At 65.8% G+C, this 23,973-nt stretch carries 18 protein-coding genes; 11 read left to right on the forward strand and 7 right to left on the reverse strand.

What is annotated here, in order from left to right; genetic code table 11:
- Nucleotides 1-315 precede the first annotated feature (315 nt).
- A complete protein-coding gene (locus J6595_RS19800; protein ID WP_209596979.1) occupies nt 316-717 on the reverse strand; it encodes a type II toxin-antitoxin system death-on-curing family toxin in 402 nt (133 codons plus the stop codon).
- Between the two features lie 24 nt (nt 718-741).
- Nucleotides 742-924, reverse strand: coding sequence for a hypothetical protein (locus tag J6595_RS19805; RefSeq protein WP_209596981.1), 183 nt, complete (start codon nt 922-924; stop codon nt 742-744).
- 434 nt (nt 925-1,358) lie between these two features.
- On the opposite strand from J6595_RS19805, the gene J6595_RS19810 reads away from it, so the two are divergent.
- From J6595_RS19810 to J6595_RS19840, 7 genes are all read left to right on the forward strand, one after another.
- Nucleotides 1,359-2,402 (forward strand): cysteine synthase A, encoded by a 1,044-nt coding sequence (locus J6595_RS19810; protein WP_209596984.1) that lies wholly within the window; start codon nt 1,359-1,361, stop codon nt 2,400-2,402.
- Nucleotides 2,399-3,130, forward strand: coding sequence for an alanyl-tRNA editing protein (locus J6595_RS19815; protein WP_209596986.1), 732 nt, complete (start codon nt 2,399-2,401; stop codon nt 3,128-3,130). The genes J6595_RS19810 and J6595_RS19815 overlap by 4 nt, the downstream gene beginning before the upstream one ends.
- Before the next feature lie 311 nt (nt 3,131-3,441).
- Nucleotides 3,442-4,299, forward strand: coding sequence for a 3-mercaptopyruvate sulfurtransferase (gene sseA, locus J6595_RS19820; protein WP_209596988.1), 858 nt, complete (start codon nt 3,442-3,444; stop codon nt 4,297-4,299).
- 44 nt (nt 4,300-4,343) lie between these two features.
- Nucleotides 4,344-4,853 (forward strand): GNAT family N-acetyltransferase, encoded by a 510-nt coding sequence (locus J6595_RS19825; protein ID WP_245198893.1) that lies wholly within the window; start codon nt 4,344-4,346, stop codon nt 4,851-4,853.
- A complete protein-coding gene (locus tag J6595_RS19830; RefSeq protein WP_209596990.1) occupies nt 4,850-5,785 on the forward strand; it encodes an ornithine cyclodeaminase family protein in 936 nt (311 codons plus the stop codon). Before J6595_RS19825 ends, J6595_RS19830 begins: the two co-directional genes overlap by 4 nt.
- 152 nt (nt 5,786-5,937) lie before the next feature.
- Nucleotides 5,938-7,923: a bifunctional 2',3'-cyclic-nucleotide 2'-phosphodiesterase/3'-nucleotidase gene (locus J6595_RS19835; protein ID WP_209596992.1), complete on the forward strand. Its 1,986-nt coding sequence runs from the start codon at nt 5,938-5,940 to the stop codon at nt 7,921-7,923.
- Between the two features lie 85 nt (nt 7,924-8,008).
- The gene (locus J6595_RS19840; protein ID WP_209596994.1) at nt 8,009-9,010 is read left to right on the forward strand and encodes an alpha/beta hydrolase; all 1,002 of its coding nucleotides are present in this window, start codon (nt 8,009-8,011) and stop codon (nt 9,008-9,010) included.
- Between the two features lie 29 nt (nt 9,011-9,039).
- Here the strand turns inward: J6595_RS19840 and J6595_RS19845 are convergent, their stop codons facing one another.
- The 3 genes from J6595_RS19845 to J6595_RS19855 all read right to left on the reverse strand — a co-directional run bounded on the left by J6595_RS19845 (nt 9,040) and on the right by J6595_RS19855 (nt 12,352).
- On the reverse strand, nt 9,040-9,918 hold the full coding sequence (locus J6595_RS19845; RefSeq protein WP_209596996.1) for an MBL fold metallo-hydrolase: 879 nt from the start codon (nt 9,916-9,918) through the stop codon (nt 9,040-9,042).
- 310 nt (nt 9,919-10,228) lie between these two features.
- On the reverse strand, nt 10,229-11,161 hold the full coding sequence (locus J6595_RS19850; protein WP_209596998.1) for an alginate O-acetyltransferase AlgX-related protein: 933 nt from the start codon (nt 11,159-11,161) through the stop codon (nt 10,229-10,231).
- Between the two features lie 279 nt (nt 11,162-11,440).
- Nucleotides 11,441-12,352 carry a LysR family transcriptional regulator gene (locus J6595_RS19855; RefSeq protein WP_209597000.1) on the reverse strand — a complete coding sequence of 304 codons (912 nt, stop codon included), beginning with the start codon at nt 12,350-12,352 and terminating at the stop codon, nt 11,441-11,443.
- 177 nt (nt 12,353-12,529) lie between these two features.
- Between J6595_RS19855 and J6595_RS19860 the strand changes: the two genes are divergently transcribed.
- On the forward strand, nt 12,530-12,844 hold the full coding sequence (locus J6595_RS19860; protein WP_209597002.1) for a hypothetical protein: 315 nt from the start codon (nt 12,530-12,532) through the stop codon (nt 12,842-12,844).
- A gap of 314 nt (nt 12,845-13,158) precedes the next feature.
- Nucleotides 13,159-14,547: an MFS transporter gene (locus J6595_RS19865; RefSeq protein WP_209597004.1), complete on the forward strand. Its 1,389-nt coding sequence runs from the start codon at nt 13,159-13,161 to the stop codon at nt 14,545-14,547.
- A gap of 51 nt (nt 14,548-14,598) precedes the next feature.
- Here the strand turns inward: J6595_RS19865 and J6595_RS19870 are convergent, their stop codons facing one another.
- Both J6595_RS19870 and J6595_RS19875 read right to left on the reverse strand, forming a co-directional pair.
- The gene (locus J6595_RS19870; RefSeq protein ID WP_209597006.1) at nt 14,599-15,348 is read right to left on the reverse strand and encodes an RlmE family RNA methyltransferase; all 750 of its coding nucleotides are present in this window, start codon (nt 15,346-15,348) and stop codon (nt 14,599-14,601) included.
- The gene (locus tag J6595_RS19875; protein WP_425342188.1) at nt 15,348-16,598 is read right to left on the reverse strand and encodes a Ppx/GppA phosphatase family protein; all 1,251 of its coding nucleotides are present in this window, start codon (nt 16,596-16,598) and stop codon (nt 15,348-15,350) included. The genes J6595_RS19870 and J6595_RS19875 overlap by 1 nt, the downstream gene beginning before the upstream one ends.
- A 514-nt stretch (nt 16,599-17,112) precedes the next feature.
- On the opposite strand from J6595_RS19875, the gene addB reads away from it, so the two are divergent.
- Both addB and addA read left to right on the forward strand, forming a co-directional pair.
- Nucleotides 17,113-20,283: a double-strand break repair protein AddB gene (gene addB / locus J6595_RS19880; protein WP_209597008.1), complete on the forward strand. Its 3,171-nt coding sequence runs from the start codon at nt 17,113-17,115 to the stop codon at nt 20,281-20,283.
- Nucleotides 20,280-23,939: a double-strand break repair helicase AddA gene (addA, locus tag J6595_RS19885; protein ID WP_209597010.1), complete on the forward strand. Its 3,660-nt coding sequence runs from the start codon at nt 20,280-20,282 to the stop codon at nt 23,937-23,939. The genes addB and addA overlap by 4 nt, the downstream gene beginning before the upstream one ends.
- Nucleotides 23,940-23,973: the final 34 nt, after the last annotated feature.

The raw sequence follows: 23,973 nt of genomic DNA on the forward strand, positions 1-23,973 counted from the left end.
CAGCCTCATGCAACTGTTCAGGTTTCGAAGACGGCGCGGGAAGGGGCCATGCCAGGCACCGGTCTGCCTTGCGGACGACCAGGATTCTCTCGGCCTCCTTCCCGCCTCCCACCATACACCAATTCGAACACACAGGATTCTCGGGACGGGGCCCGAGAATGACGAAGCGTCGAATGGTGCGCCTTCTCGATCAAGTCGTGGCCGCCCTTCGAGGATCGTGTCGTGCACACTGGAGCGTCGCTCATCATCCCGCTGTATCTTTTGGTTTTGCAAGATCTTCTCCGAAAACCGGTTCCCACTTTTCGGAATCATATTTTAATCGCGGGGTGCCTGATCCGGGGACGTGTTGAGGACCACGTTCCTATCCAGCCAGGCGGCCAGTTGATCCTCCGAGAGCGTTCCATCCGCAATAGAACGCCATGTGTGGATAATCTCGTCCTCGGAGACCTTAAAATCCACCGCCGCGCCGGCGTTGAGACTGAGAAAGTTCAGAGTCGCGACAAAGGAAATTCGCTTGTTGCCATCGCGAAATGCATGGTTCTTCGCGAGACCGTAGCCAAGCGCCGCCGTTGTCGTTAAGAGCGTCGGCGCCTCGGCATACTGGTAATGGTCGATTGGTCTCTGAACGGCCGATTGGAGAAGGTTTTCGTCGCGAATCCCGTGCATTGTGCCGCGCTTCGCAGTTTCGCGCTCGTGCATCGCAATGATGGTTCGCACGCTCAGGAACTTAATGACGCGTTCCTACTTGGCCAGAGCGATCAGCACGCGTTCGTATCGGTCCATGACGTCCTCGGCAATTGCCATGGCCTCGTCGTGGTCCGCGATCTCGATGACGCGATCGGCCTGAGCTGGCTTGGCGGCCTGCTGCGACTCCGGCTTCTTGGAGGCCCGTCTGTCGAGGGTCGAAACGGGATTGTTACGCACGTTCTTGCCCTCCTTGGCTATGCGACTTGCACAAATATATGTCGTCCCAGGACGACTGTACAGCGAAACGCTTGTGTTTCGGTTGTGAGCCGATGCTGACCGGCCGCCCTCTCTTCAAGCCTCGAGACCGGCCAATCGCCGTTCGGGTCACGCACTCGCAGATGGCGAAGCCCCGTTCCGGCAGCGCCTCGCGGCGGTCTTCTCCTGCCCGTTTCGCGATGATCCGGAGCGCGGCGAGGGATGCTTTCACGACCTTGTTCCGACATCCCATTCCCCAAAGGCGCGGGGCGCCCTGACGGGAGGTTCGTTGTCTGCCGGACGACGGCGAACATGCACGAGGCCGCCGGCCTTCCCTGGCCAACCGAATCCTTGCCTTACTCATGGTGCGTCCATAGTTTGCGAGACATCTGCCCCAAATTTGCGAAACCGGACCCATGACCCTGCGCCTCAATTCCGTTCTCGACGCCATCGGCAACACGCCGTTGATCCGGCTCAACCGGGCCTCGGAGGAGACCGGCTGCGAGATCTATGGCAAGGCCGAGTTCATGAATCCCGGCCAGTCGGTGAAGGACAGGGCGGGCCTCTTCATCATTCGCGACGCCGAGGAAAAGGGCCTGCTTGCCCCCGGCGGACTGATCGTCGAGGGGACGGCGGGCAATACCGGCATCGGCCTGTCGCTGGTCGCCAAGGCGCTCGGCTACGAGACGGTCATCGTCATTCCCGAGACCCAGAGCGAGGAAAAGAAGGACGCGCTGAGGCTGATGGGGGCCCAGCTCGTCGAGGTGCCGGCGGTGCCCTACAAGAACCCCAACAACTACGTGAAGCTCTCCGGCCGCCTCGCCGAGCAGCTGGCCAAGACCCATCCCGCCGGCGCCATCTGGGCCAACCAGTTCGACAATACGGCGAACCGCGACGGCCATGTGGTGACGACGGCCGAGGAGATCTGGCACCAGAGCAATGGCGACGTCGACGGCTTCATCTGCGCCGTCGGCACCGGCGGCACGCTCGCCGGCACGGCGATGGGCCTGAAGCGCCATTCCGGCCGCATCAAGATCGGCATCGCCGATCCGATGGGCGCGGCGCTCTATGAATATTACAAGCATGGCGAGCTGAAATCGGAAGGCTCGTCGATCACCGAGGGCATCGGCCAGGGCCGGATCACCGCCAATCTCGAAGGCTTCGAGCCGGATTTCGCCTATCAGATCCCCGACGACGAAGCGCTGAAGATCGTCTTCGATCTCGTCAAGGAGGAAGGCCTCTGCCTTGGTGGTTCGTCCGGCATCAACATTGCCGGGGCGATGCGCATGGCCCGCGAGATGGGCCCCGGCCACACCATCGTGACCATTCTCTGCGACTACGGCAATCGCTACCAGTCGAAGTTGTTCAACCCGGCTTTCCTGAAGGAAAAGGGCCTGCCGGTGCCGGACTGGATCGGCGAGACGCCGCAGTTCGACATTCCCTACGAGACCGTGGCGTGACCATCCCGCTGTTTCGCGAGGACGCCTATCTGTCCACCGTCGAGGCGACGGTGACGGGCATCCGCGAGGATGGCGGCATCCTCCTCGACCAGACCGTGTTCTATGCGACGTCCGGCGGCCAGCCCGGCGACACCGGGCATTTCGAACGCGCCGACGGCTCGCTGATCAAGATCGGCGGGACGATCACCGGCGAGACCAAGGACGTCATCGTCCATGTGCCAGACGCCGGCCAGCCCGTGCCGGAGACCGGCGAGCTGCTGGTTCTGCACATCGACTGGAAGCGGCGCTACAGGCTGATGCGCATGCACACCGCCTGTCACATCCTCTCGGTGGTGCTGCCTTTTCCGATCACCGGCGCCTCGGTCAGCGAAGAGGAAAGCCGTGTCGATTTCGACCTTTCGCAAGCGTCCGCCGACAAGGCGGCGGTGAGCGAAAAGATGATGGCGATCGTCAATGCCAATCACCCGGTCTTCACCCGCTGGATCACCGACGAAGAACTCGACGCCAATCCCGGCCTCGTCAAATCCGCCAATGTTCGCCCGCCCCGCGGCCTCGGCCACATCCGCCTCGTGTGCATCGGCGAGGATGGCGCCGTCGACACCCAGCCCTGCGGCGGCACCCATGTTTCCGAGACGCAGGAAGTGGGCGAGGTCCACATCGGCAAGATCGAGAAGAAGGGCAAGGAGAACCGGCGATTCAGAATCCGGTTCGGGGCGATGCCGGCATAGCTTGAGGACGGCAGGTCGGATCATGATCTTCGATGCGATAATCGTGATGCGCGGCGCCAGTTTCGACAATTTGAAATGGATCCCGGCTCAGGTCCTAGATGACGATCCGGCGATGTCCTGAACCATTCTTCGCGAAGAGATTGCGACCGACAAACCCTGACAGGACACCGTCTCGGCTCCCGCAATCGCCGCACTGACGATGTGGACATACCGCATCAACCTCGACAAACGTCGCCATCGAACACCGGATGGCCAATGTCGCCCTCAGCCGCTATGGCCTTGGCCAGCTCCCTCCTCCATATTGCACGATCATGACACAGAATCCCTTCCTCATCTCGCCGGAAGACCTCGCCGAAGTCCTTGGACGCGACGGTGTCTCGATCGTCGATGCCTCCTGGTATCTGCCGGCACAAAATCGCTTCGCCAAGACCGAATACGAGGCCGCCCACGTGCCCGGCGCGGTGTTCTTCGATCAGGACGCCATCGTCGATCCGGCCTCGACGCTGCCGCACACCCTGCCCTCGCCCGAGGTCTTCGCCGAAAAGGTCGGCGGGCTCGGCATCGCGGACACCGACACGATCGTCGTCTATGACGGCGTCGGCATGTTCACCGCGCCGCGGGTCTGGTGGATGTTCCGAACATTCGGGGCAAAGGACGTCCGCGTCCTCGACGGCGGCTTTCCGGCCTGGCAGGCTGCGGGGCTGCCGATCGAGACCGAGGCGCCGAGCGTTTCTGCCGCGACCTTCGAGGCGACATTCGATGAGAGCGCTCCGGTGTTCCTGCCCGAGATGAAGGAAATCGTCGCCACAGGCAGGATGCAGATCATCGATGCGCGGTCGTCCGAGCGCTTCTCCGGCGAGGTGCCCGAGCCGCGCGCCGGCATCAGGGCCGGCCACATGCCGGGCGCCCGCAACCTGCCGATTCTGCAGCTTGCCGAGAACGGCAGGCTGAAATCGCCGGAGGCGCTGCGAAAGGCGTTTGCCGAGGCCGGCGTCGATCCAGACAAGCCGTCGGTGACGAGCTGCGGTTCGGGCGTCACGGCGGCGGTGATCAGCCTCGCGCTGGAAAGCCTCGGCAACCGGTCGTCCAAACTCTACGACGGATCCTGGACCGAATGGGGCTCGGCGGCGGATACGCCGGTCGAGGCCGGCCAGAGCCGGAAGCCTTGACTGTGATGCGCCTCCTGCGAACCCGGGTGACCAGCCTGGAAATCATGAGCCGGCCGCGTAGCCTCGTTCCCGTCCCCGAGGGAGCGGGGACCGTCGCGGTCTTCGAAATGCGCAAGATGGCTCTTTCCGAATACCGCGCGCTCTATCGCAAGGTCGGACAGGCCCATCACTGGACTTCGCGGCTGATGTCGGACGAGCGTCTCGCCCGCGAGATCCACAACCGCGACACCCGCATTTTCATCATGACCGTCGATGGCCACAGGGCGGGCTGGTTCGAGCTGGACGTCAGGCGCGCGGTCCAGGAAGTGCGGATCGTCCATTTCGGCTTGCTGCCGGAATTCCGTGGCCGGGGCCTTGCCCATGTCATGCTGTCGCGGGCGATCTTCGGGGCGTTCTCGACCGACCCGAAACGCGTGACCATCGAAACCAACACGCTCGACCATCCGGCCGCCCTCGCGCTCTATCAAAAGCACGGCTTTCGGCCCTATGCCCTGCGCGACGTGCAGACGCCCGCGATCGAGACGATGCTCGAACCACTTCGGGCCCTGTCATGAAGGTGATCGGCTTCGAAGAGGCCGATGGGCGGCTGACCTGGCCGATGGTGGTCGAGGCGCTGGAAGCGGGACACCGGCTGGCCGCGCCTCAGATCGGCGATCTCCTGATCGGCAGTGGCGAAAACAAGATGCTGAACCGCGCCGCCTGGATTGACGGGCTCGGCATCGCGCTGAAATCCGTGACCGTCTTTCCGGGCAATCCGCGCGCCGACCCGCCCCGCCCCTCGGTGCAGGGCAGCGTGCTTTTGTTCGATCCCGAAACCGGGGCGCCGAACGCCGTCGTCGATGGCGGCCTCGTCACAAAATGGAAGACCGTCGGCGATTCGCTGCTCGGGGCAAAGCTCCTCGCCAGTCGCGAGCCGAAGACCCTTCTCGTCTGCGGCGCGGGAAACGTCGCGGCCAATCTCGTCGCGGGCTATCAGGCGATCTTTCCCTCGATCGGGACGATCCTCGTCTGGAACAGGACGACGAGCCGAGCCGAAGAGCTCGTGGCCTCGTTCGACGACGATGCGGCCACCGTCTGCGTCGCCGCCGATCTCGCCGAGGCGGCAGCGGCGGCCGACATCGTTTCGACCGCGACCATGGCGAGCGATCCGTTCCTGAAGGGCGCGTGGCTGACACCCGGCACCCATGTCGATCTCATCGGCGCCTATACGCCCGACATGCGCGAGGCCGACGATGCGGTGATGACCGGGGGCGAGATCTTCGTCGATTCGAAAAAGACTACCATCGGCCATATCGGCGAGATCCAGATTCCGCTCGACGCTGGAACGATCACCCAAGCCGACATTCTTGGCGATCTTTCCGACATCATCATGGAGAAGGCCGGCCGCAGCGGGCCGGACGCCATCACCGTCTTCAAGAATGGTGGCGGCGCCCATCTCGACCTGATGGTGGCGGATCTGATCGCGAAGGTCGTGGCGGCGCAGTAGCTGGCCGGGACCGGCAGCGGACGAGGTTCAGCTGTTCCCGAATTGTCACGCGACTTTATCGCCGGCATCGCATAATTGTGTCCTGTAAGATTTTGCGGACGCACGCCTTTTGATGTGACGCGTTTGCCGGCCGGAAAACGATGGAGTTGGAAATGTTCGATCCGAAGCGCAACGAGATCTCCCGCCGCCATTTCCTCGCCGGTTCCACCGCTCTCGGCGCTGCCGTCGTGCTCCATCCCTACTCCGCCCGAGCCGCTGCCAATCAGGCGCATCTGCGGCTGATGGAAACGACGGACATCCACGTCAACGTCTACCCTTACGATTACTACGCCGACAAACCATCGGACACGGTGGGCCTCGCCCGCACCGCCTCGATCGTCGAACAGATCCGGTCCGAGGCGAAGAACGCCATGCTGTTCGACAATGGCGACTTTCTGCAGGGCAACCCGCTTGGCGACTACATCGCCTATGAGCGCGGCATGAAGGACGGCGACGTCCACCCCGTGATCGCCGCGATGAACGTCCTCGACTATGAGGCCGGAACCCTCGGCAATCACGAATTCAACTACGGCCTGCCCTTCATGGAGAAGGTGATCGCCGGGGCGAACTTCCCCTATTGCTGCGCCAATCTGGTCAAGGGCAAGCTTGCCGCCACGCCGCTCGAGGACGAATTCTTCGTGCCGCCTTATCTCGTCCTCGACAGAAAGATCGAGCTCGGCGACGGCTCGGCGAAGCCGATCAGGATCGGTGTCATCGGCTTCGTGCCGCCGCAGATCATGACCTGGGACCAGGAGAATCTGAAGGGCAAGGCGGAGACCCGCGGCATCGTCCAGGCGGCGAAAGCCTGGGTGCCGAAGCTGCGGGCCGAAGGCGTCGATTTCGTGCTCGCCCTCTCCCATTCCGGCATTGCCGGCAACGCCCCCGATGACGACGCGCCGGAAAACGCCTCGCTCGATCTCGCCATGGTCGATGGCATCGACGTGATCTTCACCGGCCACCAGCATCTGAGATTTCCCGGCGAGAAGGACTTTCAGGACATTGCCGGGGCCGATCCGAAGAAGGGCACGCTCAACGGCAAGCCGGCGGTCATGGCCGGCTTCTGGGGCTCGGACCTCGGCCTCGTCGACCTCCTCCTCGAACATGACGGCAAAGCCTGGAAGATCGCCGATTTCTCCACCGAGCTTCGGCCGATCTACGAGCGGGTCGACAAGACCGTGACGGCGACAGTCAAAAGCGACGAGCCCGTGCTCGAAGCGGTGAAGGCCGATCATCAGGCGACGCTCGACTATGTCCGCACGCCCGTCGGCGAGACGTCGGCGCCGCTGTTTTCCTATTTCGCGCTGGTCGCCGACGACCCGTCGGTGCAGATCGTCAACCAGGCCCAGACCTGGTACATGCGCGAGATCCTGAAAGCCACCGAGTTTGCCGAGCTGCCGCTTCTCTCGGCGGCGGCGCCCTTCAAGGCCGGCGGTCGCGGCGGGCCGGACTATTACACAGACATCGCCGCCGGCCCCGTTGCCATCAAGAACGTCGCCGACCTTTATCTCTATCCAAACACCGTCAGAGCGGTGAAGATCACCGGCGCCGAGGTGAAGGAATGGCTGGAAATGTCGGCCGGCATGTTCCAGGAGGTCGCGGCCGGCAAGAGCGACCAGCCGCTGCTCGCCGACAATTTCCCGTCCTACAATTTCGACGTGATCGACGGCGTCACCTACATGATCGACGTCACGAAGCCGGCTAAGTATACGCCGGAGGGCGCGCTTGCGGACGAGGGCTCGGAGCGGATCGTCGATCTGAGGTTCGACGGCGCGCCGATCGATCCGAAGCAGGAATTCATCGTCGCGACCAACAATTACCGCGCCAGCGGCGGCGGCAATTTTCCCGGGATTTCAGACGACAAGATCGTCTATGTCGCGCCGGACGCCAATCGCGACGTGATCGTGCGCTACATTCACGAGCAAGGCACCATCAACCCCTCCGCCGATGCCAACTGGCGCTTCGCGCCGGCAAAGGGTACCAGCGCGGTCTTCGAAACCGGCCCGAAAGCGAAGCAATACATCGCCAGCGTGAAGGGCGTGAGCATCGAGCCGACGGGCGGCGAGAAGGACGGATTTGCGCTTTACCGCATCAGTCTGTGACGAGGCCGGGGGCTCGCCAGACTGTTTCGCCCTGAGCTGATCCACGCTATGGCTTGCCCCCCGGCATACCTAGCGGACTGAACTCTTGATCCTGCGTATCGTTTTCGCCCTTTTGCTTCTGATCGTCGTCGCGGCCGGAGGGTTTTGGCTCTTCGGCCCGCGCGAGCCGGTCGATCTGACCGTCAGTTTCGATCCGGCCTCGATCGGCAAGGACCCCGACGCCTTTCTGGCGACGCAAGAGGCCGACATCCCCAATCTTCGGCCCCAGTCGCAGAAGGAGATCGTCTGGGCCTATCCGGTGTCACGGGCGAAGACGCCGCTCGCGATCGTCTACATCCACGGCTTTTCCGCCGATAAGGCGGAAACCCGCCCGCTCGCCGACGATGTCGCCAAGGCGCTTCACGCCAACCTCTTCTATACCCGCCTCTCCGGCCACGGTCGCGACGGCGCGGCGATGGAACAGGTGAGCGTCAACGACTGGGTGAACGATCTCGCCGAGGCGATCGCCATCGGGCGAAAGCTCGGCAGCAAGGTGGTCGTCGTCGCGGCCTCGACCGGCGCGACGCTCGCCACCCTCGGCACATCGATCCCCCATATGATGGACGACGTCGACGGCCTCGTTTTCGTCTCGCCGAACTTCGCGATCAACGACCGCTGGGCGTTTCTCCTCGACATGCCCTTTGCGCGGGACATCCTGCCGCTTATCGGCGGCAAGAGCTACGGCTTCGAGCCGGTCAATGCGGGTCAGGCGGCGCACTGGACGACCAGCTATCCGATCGGCGCCCTGGCTCCGATGGCAGCGCTGGTGCGTGCCGTCCAAAATCTCGACCTCTCGAAGGTCTCGCCGCTACCGCTGCTGATTTTCTTCTCGCAGCAGGACAAGGTCGTCGATCCCGATGCGACGGAGGCATTCGCCGCGAACTGGCCCGGTCCCCATCAGGTGGTCGAGGTTCCGATCACCGGGGATCCCGCCCATCACACGCTTGCGGGCGACATCCTGTCCCCAAAGACGACCGGAGATCTCGCCGAGCGGATCGTCGCCTGGGTCAAGGCGCTTCCGGGCCAGGACACCGCGAACGCGAAGTAACGCGGCGATCCAGAGGCTGTTGCGGGCGCTCAGGCGTCCTCATTCGCGATGGCCAGCTGGTAGCTCTCCGGCACGAAGCGAAAGCCGCCATCGTCCAGCTTTTCGGCATAGCCGAGCGCCGGGAACGGCATGTGATAGCCGATGAAGGGAATGCGTTCGGCGGCAATCCTGTCGAAGACCCGCTTGCGGGTCTGGCTGGCCGTCTCATGGTCCATGTCGAAGCCGACCTTCCAGTCGGGCTTTTGCAGCGAAGCGACGAAGTGGTTGGCGGTATCGGCCGTCAGCATCAGCCGCTGGCCGGATGATTCGAGCTCGAAAATCATGTGGCCGGGGGTGTGGCCGGGGGCGCTGCGGGCCGTGATGCCGGGCACGACGGCGTCGCCGTCCTCCAAAAAGGTCATCTTGTCCTGCAAGGGCACGACGAAGGTGGCGACGGTCTCGGCCATGCCGGCCCGCTCGCCGTTCTTCGCCTCGTCCGACGTCCACCAGCCGAATTCGCGTGCCCCGGTCACGTAGCGGGCTTTCGCAAATGTCGGCTGGCCTGCGGTCATCAGTCCCATGATGTGGTCGGGATGCAGATGCGTGAGGACGACGATGGTGACGGCGTCGGGTGCGTAGCCAGCAGCCGCCATGCGCTCGACGAGCTTGCCGTAACCGTTTGCCTTGCCGCTTTCGCCAAAGCCGGTATCGAACAGGATGAGATCGTCGCCGAGCTCGACGAGCGTCGGGGCGAAACCGTTGACGAAGCGCGTCTCCGGCAGGAGGTTTTGCCGCATCAGCGCGGCGACTTCCTCCTGGCTGCGGTCGGCGCCGAACGTCGGATGCGGGCCATCGGCGTGGCGTGCGCCGTCGAGTACCGTCGTGATCCGCGCGTCGCCGAGGGCAAAGCGCTGCCAGCCTGGTGTCATGATATCTGCCTTCTCGATTGGTTGTTCGACCTGGGGCCACCGGGCGATCGCCGACGCCGGCCGCCCGCGCTAAGCGTTCCGTTCACGGACGGCCGCAAACCGGACAGCGCGGGCTCGCAATTGCACGAACCGATATCGGCGCGCCTCGGTTCCGGCCTTCGAAGAAGCACCGGGCAAGAAAGCGTCACGGGTTATTCGCGGATATGCCGAAAGGCCGGGCCCGAACGCGTGGGAGAGCTGATCGCGAGCTGCCATGTGGCGGCCGGCACGCTTCCCGTCCTGCCCGATCAGGCCGATCGCCAGACCGGTGTCAGCCCTGGCAAATCTGCGGAGCGATGAAATCCAGTAGCGGCCAATCGACGAAGTCGGCCGTGAAGTCACCGTGGCGCATCCGCCATTTGGCGACATTGTCGACTTCTCCCAGCACGACCTTCTCGGCCAGCACCTTCTCGATGCCGACGCCGTCCTCGGGCGTTTCGCGTAAAAACCTCTCGGCCATTTCGAACAGGATCACGTCCGGGGCAAATTTCTTGACGATGCGAAAATCCGCCGAAAGCGAGTGAACGAACAGGACCTCGTCGACGAAATTGGCGAACATGCGGGCCAGATTGATCCCGGAAAAGCTGTCGCCGAAAATCAGCAGTCTCAAACGAGCGGAGTTCCCGGACCGTCCTCCGGACGGCTTCACGTAGCGGGAAATTCGTCCGCGATTTCTGAGTTTGTTGTCGGTGACCCGGACAAAGTGGGAGTTCGTCATCACGGTGTTGTAAGATTTCCGCACCGGGGTGAATTTCATGCCGAGGTCGCCGATGATTTCCTTGTGGCCCCAGACCGGCACGAAGTCGGGGCTGATCCCCCATTGCTCCAGCACCATCGTGGCGGCCCGCCATGCCCCGAGGTCGTTGAAATGCGTGTCGGTTCGGGAATAGGAAAACAGCCCCTCTGCGCTTGGCGTTGCCATCTCGCCGACGGGATAGATGACCCCTGGTCGATGCGCGAGTTTGCAGGCGAGCCGACCGGGATCCAGAACGACGTGGTCCGCAAAGCGAGAAAATACCGCGAGTTTCTCTGGGCATATCAGGTGGATACAGTCGAGAAAAAGCCTCTGGCGAAAGCTGATCGCCCGGTTCCAGACATGGGCGGTCCCGGGAGAGACCGGCTCTGTGCCGGTCAGGTATGAAAGGCTTCGGTTGGTACCTTCCTTAAGGAAAAGCCATTCTTCACGCCCGGCAATGACCTCCATGCATCCTGCACTCCAATGCGGGACGATGACATCCCCGCGACCTCCGTTACTTGTGATTGCATCATATAATAAGTGCGATTGATAGATGTCAATCGCCACTAACGCGACTTTCGTCTTGGATTGGCGACAGATCAGGGTGATCGAGGGCGATTGCGGTGCTCGTCGCCGACCTTTTCGGCCCAGCCTCTCCGACGACGACAGGTTGCAGGGATCCGGCGCGGCGGGCGCGTTCGGATCAAGTCCTGGCCTTGCTCAAAAGGGCGGGCAGGCGGTGGCCCCTCAGGCGCCGTCGAGCAGATGTTTCAGCCGCTCGAAGATGAAATCGACCAAAAGCCGCACGGCCGGAAGCATCGCCCGGCGTGACGTGAAGGCAATGTGGAACACCGCTTCGGGACCCTGCCACTCCGGCAGGAGGCGCACGAGCTTGCCGGCAGTAACGTATGGCCAGGACACGACATCGGGGACGAATGCGACGCCAAGCCCGGCGATCGCGGCATCGAGCACCATCGGCATGCTGTTGGAGGCGAGGCGCGGCTCGATCCGCAGCCGATGTTCACGGCCGTCCGGCCCGAGCATCGTCAGCACTTCCTCCGGATGCATGTCGTCCCGCCCCAGAAAGCCGAGAGCGAGAAGATCCTCCGGCCGTTCGAGCGGCCCGGCGCGTTTTGCAAGTTCGGGGCTCGCCACGAAGCAATTGCGGATCGAACCGAGCCGCTTGACGACATATTCGCTCTCGCCGGAAAAGTCCGAGCGCGCTCTCACCGCGATGTCGATCCTGTCCTCGATCAGATCGGAGCGACGACTGCTGACGACCATCTGCACGCGAATATGCGGATAATGCTGCAGGAAGGCGGCCAGGCCATCGGAAATGGCATTGGCAGGCCCGCCCGGCGGCACGGATATGCGCACGAGGCCGCGCGGTTCGCCGGAAAGGCGCGCGGCAGCACGGCTCGCCTCCTCCAGTTCCAACTTCGCCGAATGGGCGTGGCTATAGATGTCACGGCCGATGTCCGTAACCTCGAAACGGCTGGAATTGCGCTCGATCAGCCGCACCTTGAGCCGCTCTTCCAGGTGTCGCACCCGGCGGCTGAGCACCGATTTGGCGACTCCGAGTTCGCGTGCCGCGGCACTGAAGCCGCGATTTCGCACCACGGCTTCGTAGTAATAGAGATCGTCGAAGGTTCCAGGCATGGCGTTCTCTTTTTGGAACGAGGCGTCATCAAAATGCCTCTAGCGCCCCCACCGTTCCATCTTATCTCTTCAACCAACGGCCGATGTCGCCGGATCGAACGGTCCGGAAGAAGCGACAGGCGGCCCGACACGCCGAGCCACGCAATGGCCCGGCAACAGATATGAAAGGCGAAAGCCATGAAGACCCTCACCACCCTGTCCGCTGCAATTCTCGCCGCCGCGATCGCGGTTCCGACCATTGCTTCGGCCGCGCCGTTGAACGTGACCGGCGCTCCCTACAACGACAATGTCGACCCGCAGAACCTGCAGGCGATCCAGAACCAGCCGACGCCGGACGATCCGATGATCCCGGGCTCGAGTGCATCGACCCGGCTCTACAACGCCCAGGTCCGCGACGTCGTATCCGACACGACGGCGAAGACCTTCAAGCAGGCGGAACGGCAGGAGACGCCTTCGCGCCTCATCGTTCCCGGATCCAGCGCCGATTTCTGAGCATCCGGCAAACCGCTTCGGTTTGTCCAAAGACAAGGGCGTGGCCATCTCGGCCGCGCCCTCTGCGTCTGAAAGTTCGGCCAGACATCGACGCAACGCCGCGAACCCGGTCCGGGCAAAGGCGGTGCCGAAGCGGCCAAGGCTCGGTCCTTAAATTTTTCGTCGATTGGGTTTAGACCCGGCTCCTCGCCCAACCGCATCGATTCGCCAGGGCGTTCCGGTTTGCCGCCGTGCGCCACTGCCAATGCCGGGATCCGGGCGGAACGACACCACCGGCCGGAAACTGTCCGCCGGGCAGTGAAAGTATCTGACGCGTGAACCGCATCGTCCCGATCGTCCTTGCCGTTGCCCTGTTCATGGAGAACATGGATTCGACGGTCATTGCGACCTCGCTCCCGGTCATCGCGAACGACATCGGCACCAGCCCGATCGCCCTCAAGCTGGCGCTGACCAGCTACTACGTCTCGCTGGCAATCTTCATTCCCATCTCCGGACGGATCGCCGACCGCTACGGCGCCAAGCTGGTCTTCCGGATTGCCATCGCCGTTTTCGTCCTCGGCTCGCTGGCCTGCGCCACGGTCACCTCCCTTGGCGGCTTTGTCGCCGCCCGCTTCCTGCAGGGCATGGGCGGGGCGTTGATGACGCCCGTCGGACGGCTTTTGCTCGTGCGGGCCGTGCCGAAAAAGGACCTTGTCGACGCGATGGCCTGGTTCACGATCCCGGCGCTGATCGGCCCCCTGCTCGGCCCGCCGATCGGCGGGGCGATCTCCACCTATTCCGACTGGCGCTTCATCTTCCTGATCAACCTGCCGATCGGCCTTGCCGGCATCCTTCTCGCCGGGCGGTATCTGCCGAAGGTCGAGAAGATCCCGAGCATCCGCTTCGACATTCCCGGCTTCTTCCTCTCGGGCTTTGCCTGCGCCGGGCTCGTCTTCGGCCTTTCCGTCGTCTCCCTGCCGGCGCTGCCGCCGCTCGTCGGCGTCGTGATGGCGGCGGCTGGTCTCGGCTCGGCTGCACTGTTCGTCCTTTACGCCCGCCGCACGGCCGAACCGCTCCTGCGGCTGAAGCTCCTCAAGGTCCCGACGCTCAGAGCCGCCATCGTCGGCGGGACCCTGTTTCGCATCGGCACGGGCGCGGTGCCGTTCCTGTTGCCGTTGATGCTGCAGCTCGGCTTCGGCTACACCCCGCTCCAGTCGGGCCTGACGACCTGCATGTCGATCGGCGGTGCGATGGTGATGAAATTCCTCGCCAAGCCGATCCTCAACCGGTTCGGTTTCCGGCGAACCCTTTTGGCAACGGCGGTCATCGGCGGCGGCATGACGATGCTGATCGGCTTGTTTCGGCCGGAATGGCCGATCGTTCTGGTCGTTCTTCTGCTTCTGGTCGGGGGCTTCTTCCGCTCGCTGTTCTTCACCTCGATCAACACGCTCGCCTTCGCGGATCTGTCGAACCGCGAATCGGGCGACGCGACGGCGATGATGGCCGCGGTTCAGCAGGTGGCGATCGCCACCGGTGTGGCCGTGGCAGGCGGCGTTCTGGAACTCGGCATGACGGTCGGCGGCCGGCCGGGGGTGGGCCTTGCCGACTTCACGCTCGCCTTCTGTGTCGTCGGCGGCGTCACGGCGATGTCCGTCCTCGCCTTCCTCAAGATGCCGGCCGATGCCGGCGACGAGGTGGCCGGTCGCCGGGTTCCGGCACAGTAGAGGGCGGGGCCTCGGCGGGCGCACCCACCGGCAACCCAAAGCGCTACCCGCTCATCCCAGCGGCCCGGCCTCGTCATCCTCCTCGTCGGTGTGGCTGACGTCTTCGGCCGAAAGACCGCCGCGGCGGCCCTTGAAACCCTTGGCGAGAATGAAGAGCTCGACCGAGCCATCGCGCGAGGCCGGCGGCTTGACGTGATGGATCGACGTAAAATTCTGCTTGAGCAGCGTCAGGAGGTCGTTTTCGGTGCCGCCCTGGAAGGTCTTGGAGAGGAAATGCCCGCCGGGCTTCAGCGTGCGGATGGCGAAATCGGCGGCGACCTCGCACAGATGCATGGTGCGCAGATGATCGGTGCGGCGATGGCCCGTCGTCGGCGCCGCCATGTCGGACAGGACGATGTCCGGCGCGCGGCCGAGCGTTTCCATCAGCCTGGCGGGTGCCTCGTCGTCGAGAAAGTCCATTTCGAGGATCGTCGCGCCGGCCACCGGCTCGACCACGAGATAGTCGATCCCGACGACGGCGATGGCCTCCGTGGTCGATTTCGTCCGGTCGACCGCGACCTGCGCCCAGCCGCCGGGCGCCGTACCGAGATCGACGATGGCCTGCCCCGGCTTCAGAAGCTTGTAGCGGTCGTCAATCTCCAGAAGCTTGTAGGCCGCCCGCGAGCGGTAGCCGTCAGCCTTGGCACGGCGCACATAGGGGTCGTTGAGCTGGCGCTCGAGCCAGCGCCGCGACGACGCCTTGACGCCGCGCTTCTTCTTGACCCGGACCGACATGCCGCGGTCGTCGCCCCGTCCTGCCATCAATTGCCTCGTCTTCCGTCGCGTCGGCGCCAGACGCCGTCAGCGACCATCATTTCAGTGAGCAGGCCCTCGCGGAGCCCGCGATCGGCAACGCGCAGCGCCCGCGCCGGCCAGACCCTGCGGATCGCCTCGAAGATCGCGCAGCCGGCCAGAACGAGATCGGCACGATCGGAGCCGATGCAGGGATTGGCGACCCGCTCCTCGAAGCTCCAGCCGGCAATCCTGTCGACCAGCGTGTCGGCCTCCTCGGAGGTCAGCCACAGCCCGTCCACCTGGCGGCGATCATAGCGTTCCAGCCCGAGATGGACGCCGGCGAGCGTCGTCACCGTGCCGGAGGTGCCGAGGAGATGGAAATTTTCCGTCCCGACGAGATCCTTCAAGGCGTCGCGATCGGGGAAGTCCGCGATCATCTCTACCGTCTCGTCCACCATCTTGGCGAAGAGTTCGGGCGTCACGTTGCGTCCGCCATGGCGCTCGGCGAGCGTCACCACGCCGACCGGCAGCGATGTCCAGGCGACGATGCGGCTGGCCAGCCGCCGCGTATGAGGGCCCCTGAGGTCGAGAAGCGCGATCTCCGAGGAGCCGCCGCCAATGTCGAAGAGCACCGCGCCCCGGGCCTTGCGATCGATCAGCGAACCGCAGCCCGAAACGGCGAGCCGCGCCTCGGTCTCGCGCGGCACGATCTCGAGGGAAAGGCCCGTCCGCTCGGCGACTTCCTCGATGAACTCCGCCCCGTTGGCCGCGGCCCGGCAGGCTTCGGTGGCGATCAGCCGGGAGCGACTGACGTCGCGGGCAGACAGCTTCTGGGCACAGACGGCGAGCGCCGCAGTCGCCCGGTCCATCGCCCCGCGCGACAGGCTTCCGGTGCGGCCGAGGCCTTCACCGAGCCGCACGATGCGCGAAAAGGCGTCGACGACGCGAAACTGCCCCGGCCGCGTGGGAACCGCGATCAGAAGCCGGCAATTGTTGGTGCCGAGATCGAGGGCCGCATACATCGGCGGCTTGTCGCGATCGACCGCGCCGAAGCGGCCCCTGGCACCATTGTCGGAAGCGGACGCTCCCTGCGGTCTGCCGTTCTGATTGGCGGGACGCGCAACGCCCTTTGCGGCGGGCGCTGAATCAGCGCCTTTTGCGGCCGGCGCGGACTTCGCTTCCGATGGCTCGCCCCGTCGGGAGCGACCATATTTGCGGGCACCACGAGGCACCCCGGCGGTCGCGCCGCCAGGCTTGCCCTTGTCCTGTTGGGGTATCGACGGCGTGGCCGACTTCTTCCGCCCTTTTCGGCGACGGCGGCGTTGACGCTTGGTCAGCCGCGTGTCGTCTTCGGCGGAAGTCTTCGTTTCCTGCCCCTCGGCGCGCGCGTTCTGGACACCATCCGGCTCTTGCTTCGAATGGGCTCCTGCGGCGCGGCCGGCTCCGCCCGGGCGCCGGTCGTCAGCGTCGAAGGCGAAGGTCTCACGGGCTATCTGCGGCCGATGCCGATGTCTCCCCGAATCATCATGGTCACTCACACGTTCTCTCCGGCGCGGAACAGCATCAATCGCGTCCCCGGCGCCTTTCGTTACTGCGTCATGTCGAGTGTAACAGCCGCAAGGGGAAGCACAAGGGCGATGGCCGGAAGGTGGCTGGCTCCGGGCTTCCGAGACGCCTTCGCGACCGCCCCGGCCGTTTGCCATCGATGGTCCGCGCGTCACCAAGCAAATGGGGTCGCCGCTCCCCAGACGAAAGATGCGAATCGCATGGCCTCGGCGTAGACTTCGCAGAATGGCCCCCAACGTCCTGTCGATCCCGCCCGCAATGCCCTTCCTGAAGACCCTTGCAGAGGGGCTTTTGTCGGGACGGGTCGTCGAAGGCTTCCGGTTCTCCGGTGATCCGCTGTCGCTTGCGGACGTCACGATCTACGTGCCGAGCCGCCGCGCCGCACGCAGCCTCGGCGCGGCCTTCGCCACAGCTCTCGGCGACGGCGACCGCGACCGCGCCGAAGCCGCGCCCCGCTCGGCGATCCTGCCGCGCATCCGCCCGCTCGGCGAAGGCGACGAGGCGGCGATCTTCACGGCAAACGCGGCAAACGCCCCGCTGCCGGCGATGCCGGAGCTCGAACGGCGGCTGAACCTTGCCCGGCTCGCCAGGGCATGGCGTCACCTCGCCGACCGCGTCGCCGCCGACGAACTGCCGCAGACCTCGCCGGACCGTGTGACCTCGGCGTCCGAAGCGCTGTGGCTTGCCGGCGATCTCGGCGCGCTTCTCGACGAGATCGAGACCGAACAGACCTCCTTCGTCAAACTCGCGGGCCTTGCGCCCGACGCGCTGGCCGCCTGGTGGCAGACGACGCTGTCCTTTCTCGAAATCGTCACCGAGCACTGGCCGAAATTCCTCGCCGATCGTGGCGTCACCAGCGAGGCGGCGGCCAAGAACGACTGGCTGCGGGCCGAGACCGCGCGCCTTCGCGCCGGGGCAGCGAAGGGCCCGGTGATCGTCGCCGGCTCGACCGCGACCTCGCCGGCGACCCTCGACCTGATGCATGCGGTCGCCCATCTGGAAAACGGCGCGCTGGTTCTGCCCGGGCTCGACCGCCATATCGGATCACAGGGTTTTGCCGCGATCGACCGGCAGCTCGCGATCGCCTCGCCCGGCCATCCGCAATACGGGCTGAAGCGCATCCTCACCCGTTTCGCCATGGCGCCCGAGGAGGTCCGGCATCTCGGCGAGGATCTCGCCTTGCCGCTCGAGCGGCGCGAGACCTTCCTGTCGAGCGCGCTGCGCCCGGCCGAGACGACCGAGCTGTGGGCCGAAGAAGCCCCGGCCTTCGGCGCAGATGGCGGGGATCCGGAGGGTCTGGAAGACGTCGCCCTGATCGAGGCCGCCGAGCCGCGCGTCGAGGCGCTGGCCATCGCCGTCGCCATGCGTGAAGCCCTCGATAACCCCGAAGGCAAAGTCGCGCTGATCACGCCGGACCGGCGGCTCGCACGGCGTGTCCTCGCCGAGCTCGAGCGTTTCGGCATCACCGCCAACGATTCCGCCGGACGGGCGCTTTCGACGACCGCGCCGGGAACGCTCCTGTCGGCGCTGCTGTCGGTGGCGCTGGAGCCGGGCGATCCCGTTTCCCTGCTCGGCCTTTTGAAGCACCCGCTGTGCCGGCTCGGCCGCTCGGCCATCGACGCGCGCAATGCCGCCCGCGCGATTGAGCTGATCGCCATCCGGGGCACGGTGGAGGTCGCCGACGGGGCGAAGCTCGGAGAGATCGTCGGAAGGCGCATCGATCAGATCGAGGCCCTGCCGGCAGGCGATATCGGCAAGCTGCTGACGCGCCCGGCGCGCAACGTGAAGCGTGCCGACTATGAGGCCGCCCGGCTCTTCGCGGAAGATTTCGCGGCCGCCCTGGGGCCGCTCACCGCGCTGCGACAGGCCGAGCCCCGCGAGATCGGCGCCTATGCCGTGGCGATCACCGAAGCGATGGAAATGCTGGCGCGGGACGAGAAAGCCGGGCCCGGCGAGCTTTATGCCGGCGAGAACGGCGCGGCGCTTGCCGCATTCCTCAGCGATCTCGTCGCCGCGCCACGGACCGGTTTCGATTTCCCCGCCGAAGAGCTGCCCGACGCGGTGGCGGCGCTGATTGCCGGGATCACGGTCAAGCCGCGCGGCGGCCTTTCCGCACGCGCCTTCGTTCTCGGCACGCTGGAAGCCCGGCTCGAGAGCGTCGACACGGCGATCCTCGGCTCGCTCAACGAAGGGGTCTGGCCGGCCGGCGCGAGGAGCGGCGCGTTCCTGTCTCGGCTGATGCGCCGGGAGATTGCTCTCGATCCGCCCGAGCGGCGGATCGGCCTTGCCGCCCACGACTTCTGGATGGCGATGGGCGCCAAGCGTGTGGTCCTAACCCGCGCGCGCCGCATGGACGGCGCCCCGACCATCGCCTCGCGCTGGTTGCAGCGGCTGACGACGCTGGCGGGGCCAAAGGCCAGCGCCGCCATGGCCGCCCGCGGCGAAGCCTATGTCGCGGCCGCCGCGACGCTGGAGAGCGCCGACGACACCCCGCGCATTGCCCGGCCGACGCCCCGCCCGCCCCAGGAGACGCGGCCGCGCCGCTATTCCGTCACCGAGGTCGAGACGCTGATCCGCGACCCCTATGCGGTTCATGCCAGGCGCATTCTGAAGCTCGAAGCCCTGCCGCCCTTGATGCGGGCGCCGCACGCCCGCGAGCGCGGCGAGCTGATCCACGCCATCGTCGCCGACTTCGTGATCAAGAAGATCGACCCGAACGAGCCGGACGCCGCCGAGGAACTGGCGCTGATCGCGCGCGAGCATTTCGACCGCGCCGCCCTGCCGGGCGAAATCGCCGCCGTGTGGTGGCCGCGCATCCAAAGGACCGCCGAGGACTTTCTGGCCTGGGAGAAAGCGCGCGACGAGACGATCGCCGAGCGCTTCGCCGAGCGCGCGGGCCAAAGCGAGTTCCCGGCCATCGGCATGACGCTTTCCGGGCGCTCGGACCGGATCGATCGCCTGAAGGACGGCCAGCTCGTCATTCTCGACTTCAAGACCGGGACGAAGCCGTCGGTGAAACAGGCGCGCACCCTGCTTTCCCCACAGCTTGCCCTCGAGGGCGGCATGGCGATGCGCGGCGATTTCGAGGGAACGAGCCCCGGCGAGACCATCGCCGACCTCGTCTATGTCCGGCTGCGCGAGCGCGAGCTCAAGCAGGAGGGGCTGGAGACCGCCGGCACGCGATCGATCCAGCCCTGCGACCCGAGCGAGCTCTCCGAGACCGCGATGCGCCGCTTCGAGGGGCTTGCCGCCATGTATCTGAAGGAGGAGACGGCGTTCGCCTCGCGCCAGAGGCCGGTCCTCGCCGGCGACTTTTCCGGCGACTACGACCATCTCGCCCGGGTCAAGGAATGGTCGGTCGCCGGCGGCGAAGACGCCGAGGGAGACGGCGAATGAGTGCCAGCGCCAACGCCTTTTTCGTCGACGAGGACACCCGGCGCCGCCAGCAGATCGCATCGGATCCGCAAAAATCCGTCTTCGTCTCGGCCAATGCCGGCTCCGGCAAGACCCACGTCCTCACCGAGCGCGTCGTGCGGCTGCTTCTCGCCGGCGTCGATCCCTCGAAGATCCTGTGCCTCACCTTCACCAAGGCGGCGGCGGCCGAAATGTCGGCCCGTGTCTTTGCCAGGCTCGGCGCCTGGGCGACCATGCCGGATGCCGAACTCGCCGTGGTTCTGGCAGGCTTCGAAGAGGGGGGACAAGCCAGAGAGGCGACGCTGCGCGGCGCACGCCAGCTCTTTGCCCGCGCGCTGGAAACGCCGGGCGGGCTGAAGATCCAGACGATCCACGCCTTTTGCGAGGCGATCCTCCACCAGTTTCCCCTGGAAGCGGACGTTCCGGGCCATTTCGAGGTGATGGAGGAGGCCGAAACCGGCCGCCTTCTCGCCGAGACCCGCAAGCGCCTTCTGACCGGCACGGCAAGGATGAAGCCCGACGAGGCCCGCGAGCTCGCCGGAGCGTTTGCCGACGCCCTCGAGATCGCCGGTGAATGGGGCCTCGACAAGCTCCTCGCGGACATCGCCTTCAAGCGCGACGACCTCGCCCGGCATCTGGAAGAGGCCGGCGGCCTCGGCCCGGCCGTCGCGGCCCTCGCCCGCGCGCTCGACATCGACGAAGAGGCAGACGAAAGCGCGATCCTCGGCGAGGCCCTGCCCTGCCCGCATCTGGATCCTCAAACCTGCGAGACGCTGCGCGCCGCGGCTCTCGCCTCGAAATCGCCCTCGGACGCGAAATTTGCGGCGAAGCTGGCGCTCCTCCTCGACGAGACGGCGAAGCCGGAGACGCGCTTTGCCGCCTATCGGGGGACCGGTCTCGATTCCAAGGGGCAGCTGCGCGGCTCGCTGAAGGGCCTCGTCACCAAGGCCGTCGCCGAATGCTTGCCGGACCTCCTCGATAAGGTGCAGGCCGCCGGAGCGCGGGCGCAGGCGATCGACGACCGCCTTTCGACCCTCAGGCTGTTTCGCGCGAGCCGCGCCGCGCTGGTGATCACCGATGCCTTCGAGCGGGATTATGCGGCTCTGAAACGCCGGCGCGGCCGGCTCGACTTCACCGACCTGATCGCCCACACCGCCGATCTCCTGCTGCGCTCGGAGGCCGCAAGCTGGGTGCATTACAAGCTCGACCAGGGCATCGACCACATCCTGATCGACGAGGCGCAGGATACCAGCCCTCGCCAGTGGCAGGTGATGCGCGAGCTCGCCTCCGAGTTCTTCGCCGGCGAAGGCCGCCACAACCGCCGGCGCACGCTGTTCGCCGTCGGCGACGAGAAGCAGTCGATCTATTCGTTCCAGGGCGCTTCCCCCCACATGTTCGACGAGGAACGCCGGCAGGTGCAACGGCGCGCCGACGAGGCCGGGCTCTCCTTCGAGGCGATCCAGCTGAACCGCTCGTTTCGCACGGTCACGACCGTTCTCGAGGCGGTCGATCGTGTGTTCGCCGATCCCGACAATCGCAAGGGCCTGTCCTCCGGCGACGAAGCACCAGTGCATTCGGCCGCCCGCCGAGACGGGCCGGGTCTTGTCGAGCTGTGGCCGCCCTTCACGGCCGAGGCGCAGGAGGAGCCCGACGACTGGACGAAGCCGCTGGACGTCGAGCCGCAAGGTTCGCCGAGCCACCGGCTGGCCGCACGCATCGCCGACCAGATCGCCGCCTGGCTCGGCGATCCGATCATGGTGAAGGGCGAGGAGCGCCCGCTCACCCCGGGCGACGTCATGGTGCTGGTCAGGAAGCGCTCCGGCTTCGGCGCGGCGCTGGCGGCGGCCCTGCGCGACCGGCACATCGCCGTCGCCGGCACCGACCGCCTCGTCATCACCGACCACATCGCCATCGAGGACCTGATGGCGCTCGGCCGGGTGGTGGCAAATTTCGACGACGATCTTTCGCTCGCTGCCGTGTTGAAGAGCCCGCTCTTCGGCTTTTCCGACGACGAGCTGATGGCGCTCGCCTTGTCGCGCGAGGGGGCACAGCCGCTGTCCCTCGGCCTGCGGCTCCTTTCCGGCGGAGACGGCCTCGCCCGCTTGCCGGCGTTTTCGCCCGATGGCGACGCGGCAACGGCGCTTCTCGCCAAGGCCCGGGCGGCCATTCACCGGCTCGACGAGCTTCGCGACCGCGCCGGCTTTCAGGGCGTCTTCGAATTCTACGCCCGCATTCTCGGCCCAGAGGGCGGACGCCGGGCGCTGGTCTCCCGGCTCGGCCGCGACGCCGGCGAGGTGATCGATGCCTTCCTCGATCTGGCGCTGGTGAAGGAGGAAGCCGGCGTCGGCGGCCTCGACGCTTTTCTCGCCGAGCTTTCCGAAAGCCCGCCAACGCTGAAGCGCGAACTCGGCCACGGCCGCGGCGAGGTGCGCATACTGACGGTACATGCTTCCAAGGGCCTCGAAGCGCCCGTGGTCTTTCTCGTCGATCCGGGCTCGGCGCCGTTCTCGGCAAGCCACGGGGCGAGCCTGATGGCCTGGCATGCGATGCCCGGACGCCATCATGGGGCTGCGCCGGGCTTTCTCTGGTGTCCGACGAAGGAGCTGCGAAACGCCGCCGTGGAGGAGTTGAAGGCGAGCGAAAAGGAGAGGGCCGAGGAAGAATATCGCAGGCTGCTTTATGTCGGCATGACCCGGGCGGCCGACCGGCTGGTGCTGTGCGGCCTCGCGCCCAAGAGCGGGCCGAACGAGGAAAGCTGGCTGCAGCGCGCCGAGCGGGCGCTCGTCGGCGAGGCACAGACGGTGACCAACGCTGACGGCGAGACGACCGCGCTCAGGGTCGGCGCGGTGCCGACCGGTGCGAAGCTGGCACCGCGCGAGCATCACGCGCCGCAATGGCCCGCCCTGCCGCTGTCGAAGCTTGCACCCGAAATCCTGCCGCCCCGCCCCCTGTCTCCGTCCCTTGCCGGCGCTGCCGCCGAGATCGTGCCGGAGATCGGCGACGACGCGGCGCAGACCGACGAAAAGACCGGCACTACGGCTGAGACGCCCGCCCCTTCGCCGGTTCTGGCGGCTGCCGCCCTGCCATCCTTCGCCATCCGCCGCGGTCTTGCCGCTCACCGCATGCTCGAGCTGCTCCCCGACGTCGTGCCTGCCGAGCGTTTCGGCCAGGCGCAGAAGATCCTCGCCGCGCTCGCTCATGATCTGCCGGCGGCGGAAGCCGAAAAGCTGACGCAATCGGTGCTCGACGTCATGGAAGATCCGGCCTTTGCCGCGATCTTTTCGAGCGGCAGCCGGCCGGAGGTGGCCGTGACCGGCGAGGTGACGCTGCGCGGCCGGACCTTTACCGTCAACGGCACGATCGACCGCCTCGCCGTCACCGCGGACAAGGTGCTGATCGTCGATTTCAAGACCAACCGGCCGCCGCCACGCACCCTTGCCGACGTGCCGCAATCCTATGTCGTTCAGCTGGCGCTTTACCGGGCGCTGATCGCCCCTCTCTACCCGGGAAGGGCGGTCGAGGCCGCCTTGATCTTCACCGAGGCGCCGAGGCTCATCGACGTGCCCCCCGAACGGCTCGACGCAGCCCTCGACGGCAAGGCACGAAGCGCGGCCTCAAGAGACAGGGGTGCAGAATAAAAACACCGCTGGTCGGATCTTGGTCCTCGAAGGC

The sequence above is a fragment of the Jiella mangrovi genome, assembly GCF_017815135.1.
Classification (GTDB): Bacteria; Pseudomonadota; Alphaproteobacteria; order Rhizobiales; family Rhizobiaceae; genus Jiella; species Jiella mangrovi.

What these genes read in the sequence shown, in the direction of transcription:
- J6595_RS19850 (WP_209596998.1), bottom strand. Translation starts at nt 11,161, where the DNA reads ATGGAGGTCATTGCCGGGCGTGAAGAATGGCTTTTCCTTAAGGAAGGT.
- sseA (WP_209596988.1), top strand. Translation starts at nt 3,442, where the DNA reads ATGACACAGAATCCCTTCCTCATCTCGCCGGAAGACCTCGCCGAAGTC.
- J6595_RS19825 (WP_245198893.1), top strand. Translation starts at nt 4,344, where the DNA reads ATGAGCCGGCCGCGTAGCCTCGTTCCCGTCCCCGAGGGAGCGGGGACC.
- J6595_RS19835 (WP_209596992.1), top strand. Translation starts at nt 5,938, where the DNA reads ATGTTCGATCCGAAGCGCAACGAGATCTCCCGCCGCCATTTCCTCGCC.
- J6595_RS19830 (WP_209596990.1), top strand. Translation starts at nt 4,850, where the DNA reads ATGAAGGTGATCGGCTTCGAAGAGGCCGATGGGCGGCTGACCTGGCCG.
- J6595_RS19855 (WP_209597000.1), bottom strand. Translation starts at nt 12,352, where the DNA reads ATGCCTGGAACCTTCGACGATCTCTATTACTACGAAGCCGTGGTGCGA.
- J6595_RS19870 (WP_209597006.1), bottom strand. Translation starts at nt 15,348, where the DNA reads ATGGCAGGACGGGGCGACGACCGCGGCATGTCGGTCCGGGTCAAGAAG.
- addA (WP_209597010.1), top strand. Translation starts at nt 20,280, where the DNA reads ATGAGTGCCAGCGCCAACGCCTTTTTCGTCGACGAGGACACCCGGCGC.
- J6595_RS19845 (WP_209596996.1), bottom strand. Translation starts at nt 9,918, where the DNA reads ATGACACCAGGCTGGCAGCGCTTTGCCCTCGGCGACGCGCGGATCACG.
- J6595_RS19860 (WP_209597002.1), top strand. Translation starts at nt 12,530, where the DNA reads ATGAAGACCCTCACCACCCTGTCCGCTGCAATTCTCGCCGCCGCGATC.
- J6595_RS19810 (WP_209596984.1), top strand. Translation starts at nt 1,359, where the DNA reads ATGACCCTGCGCCTCAATTCCGTTCTCGACGCCATCGGCAACACGCCG.
- addB (WP_209597008.1), top strand. Translation starts at nt 17,113, where the DNA reads ATGGCCCCCAACGTCCTGTCGATCCCGCCCGCAATGCCCTTCCTGAAG.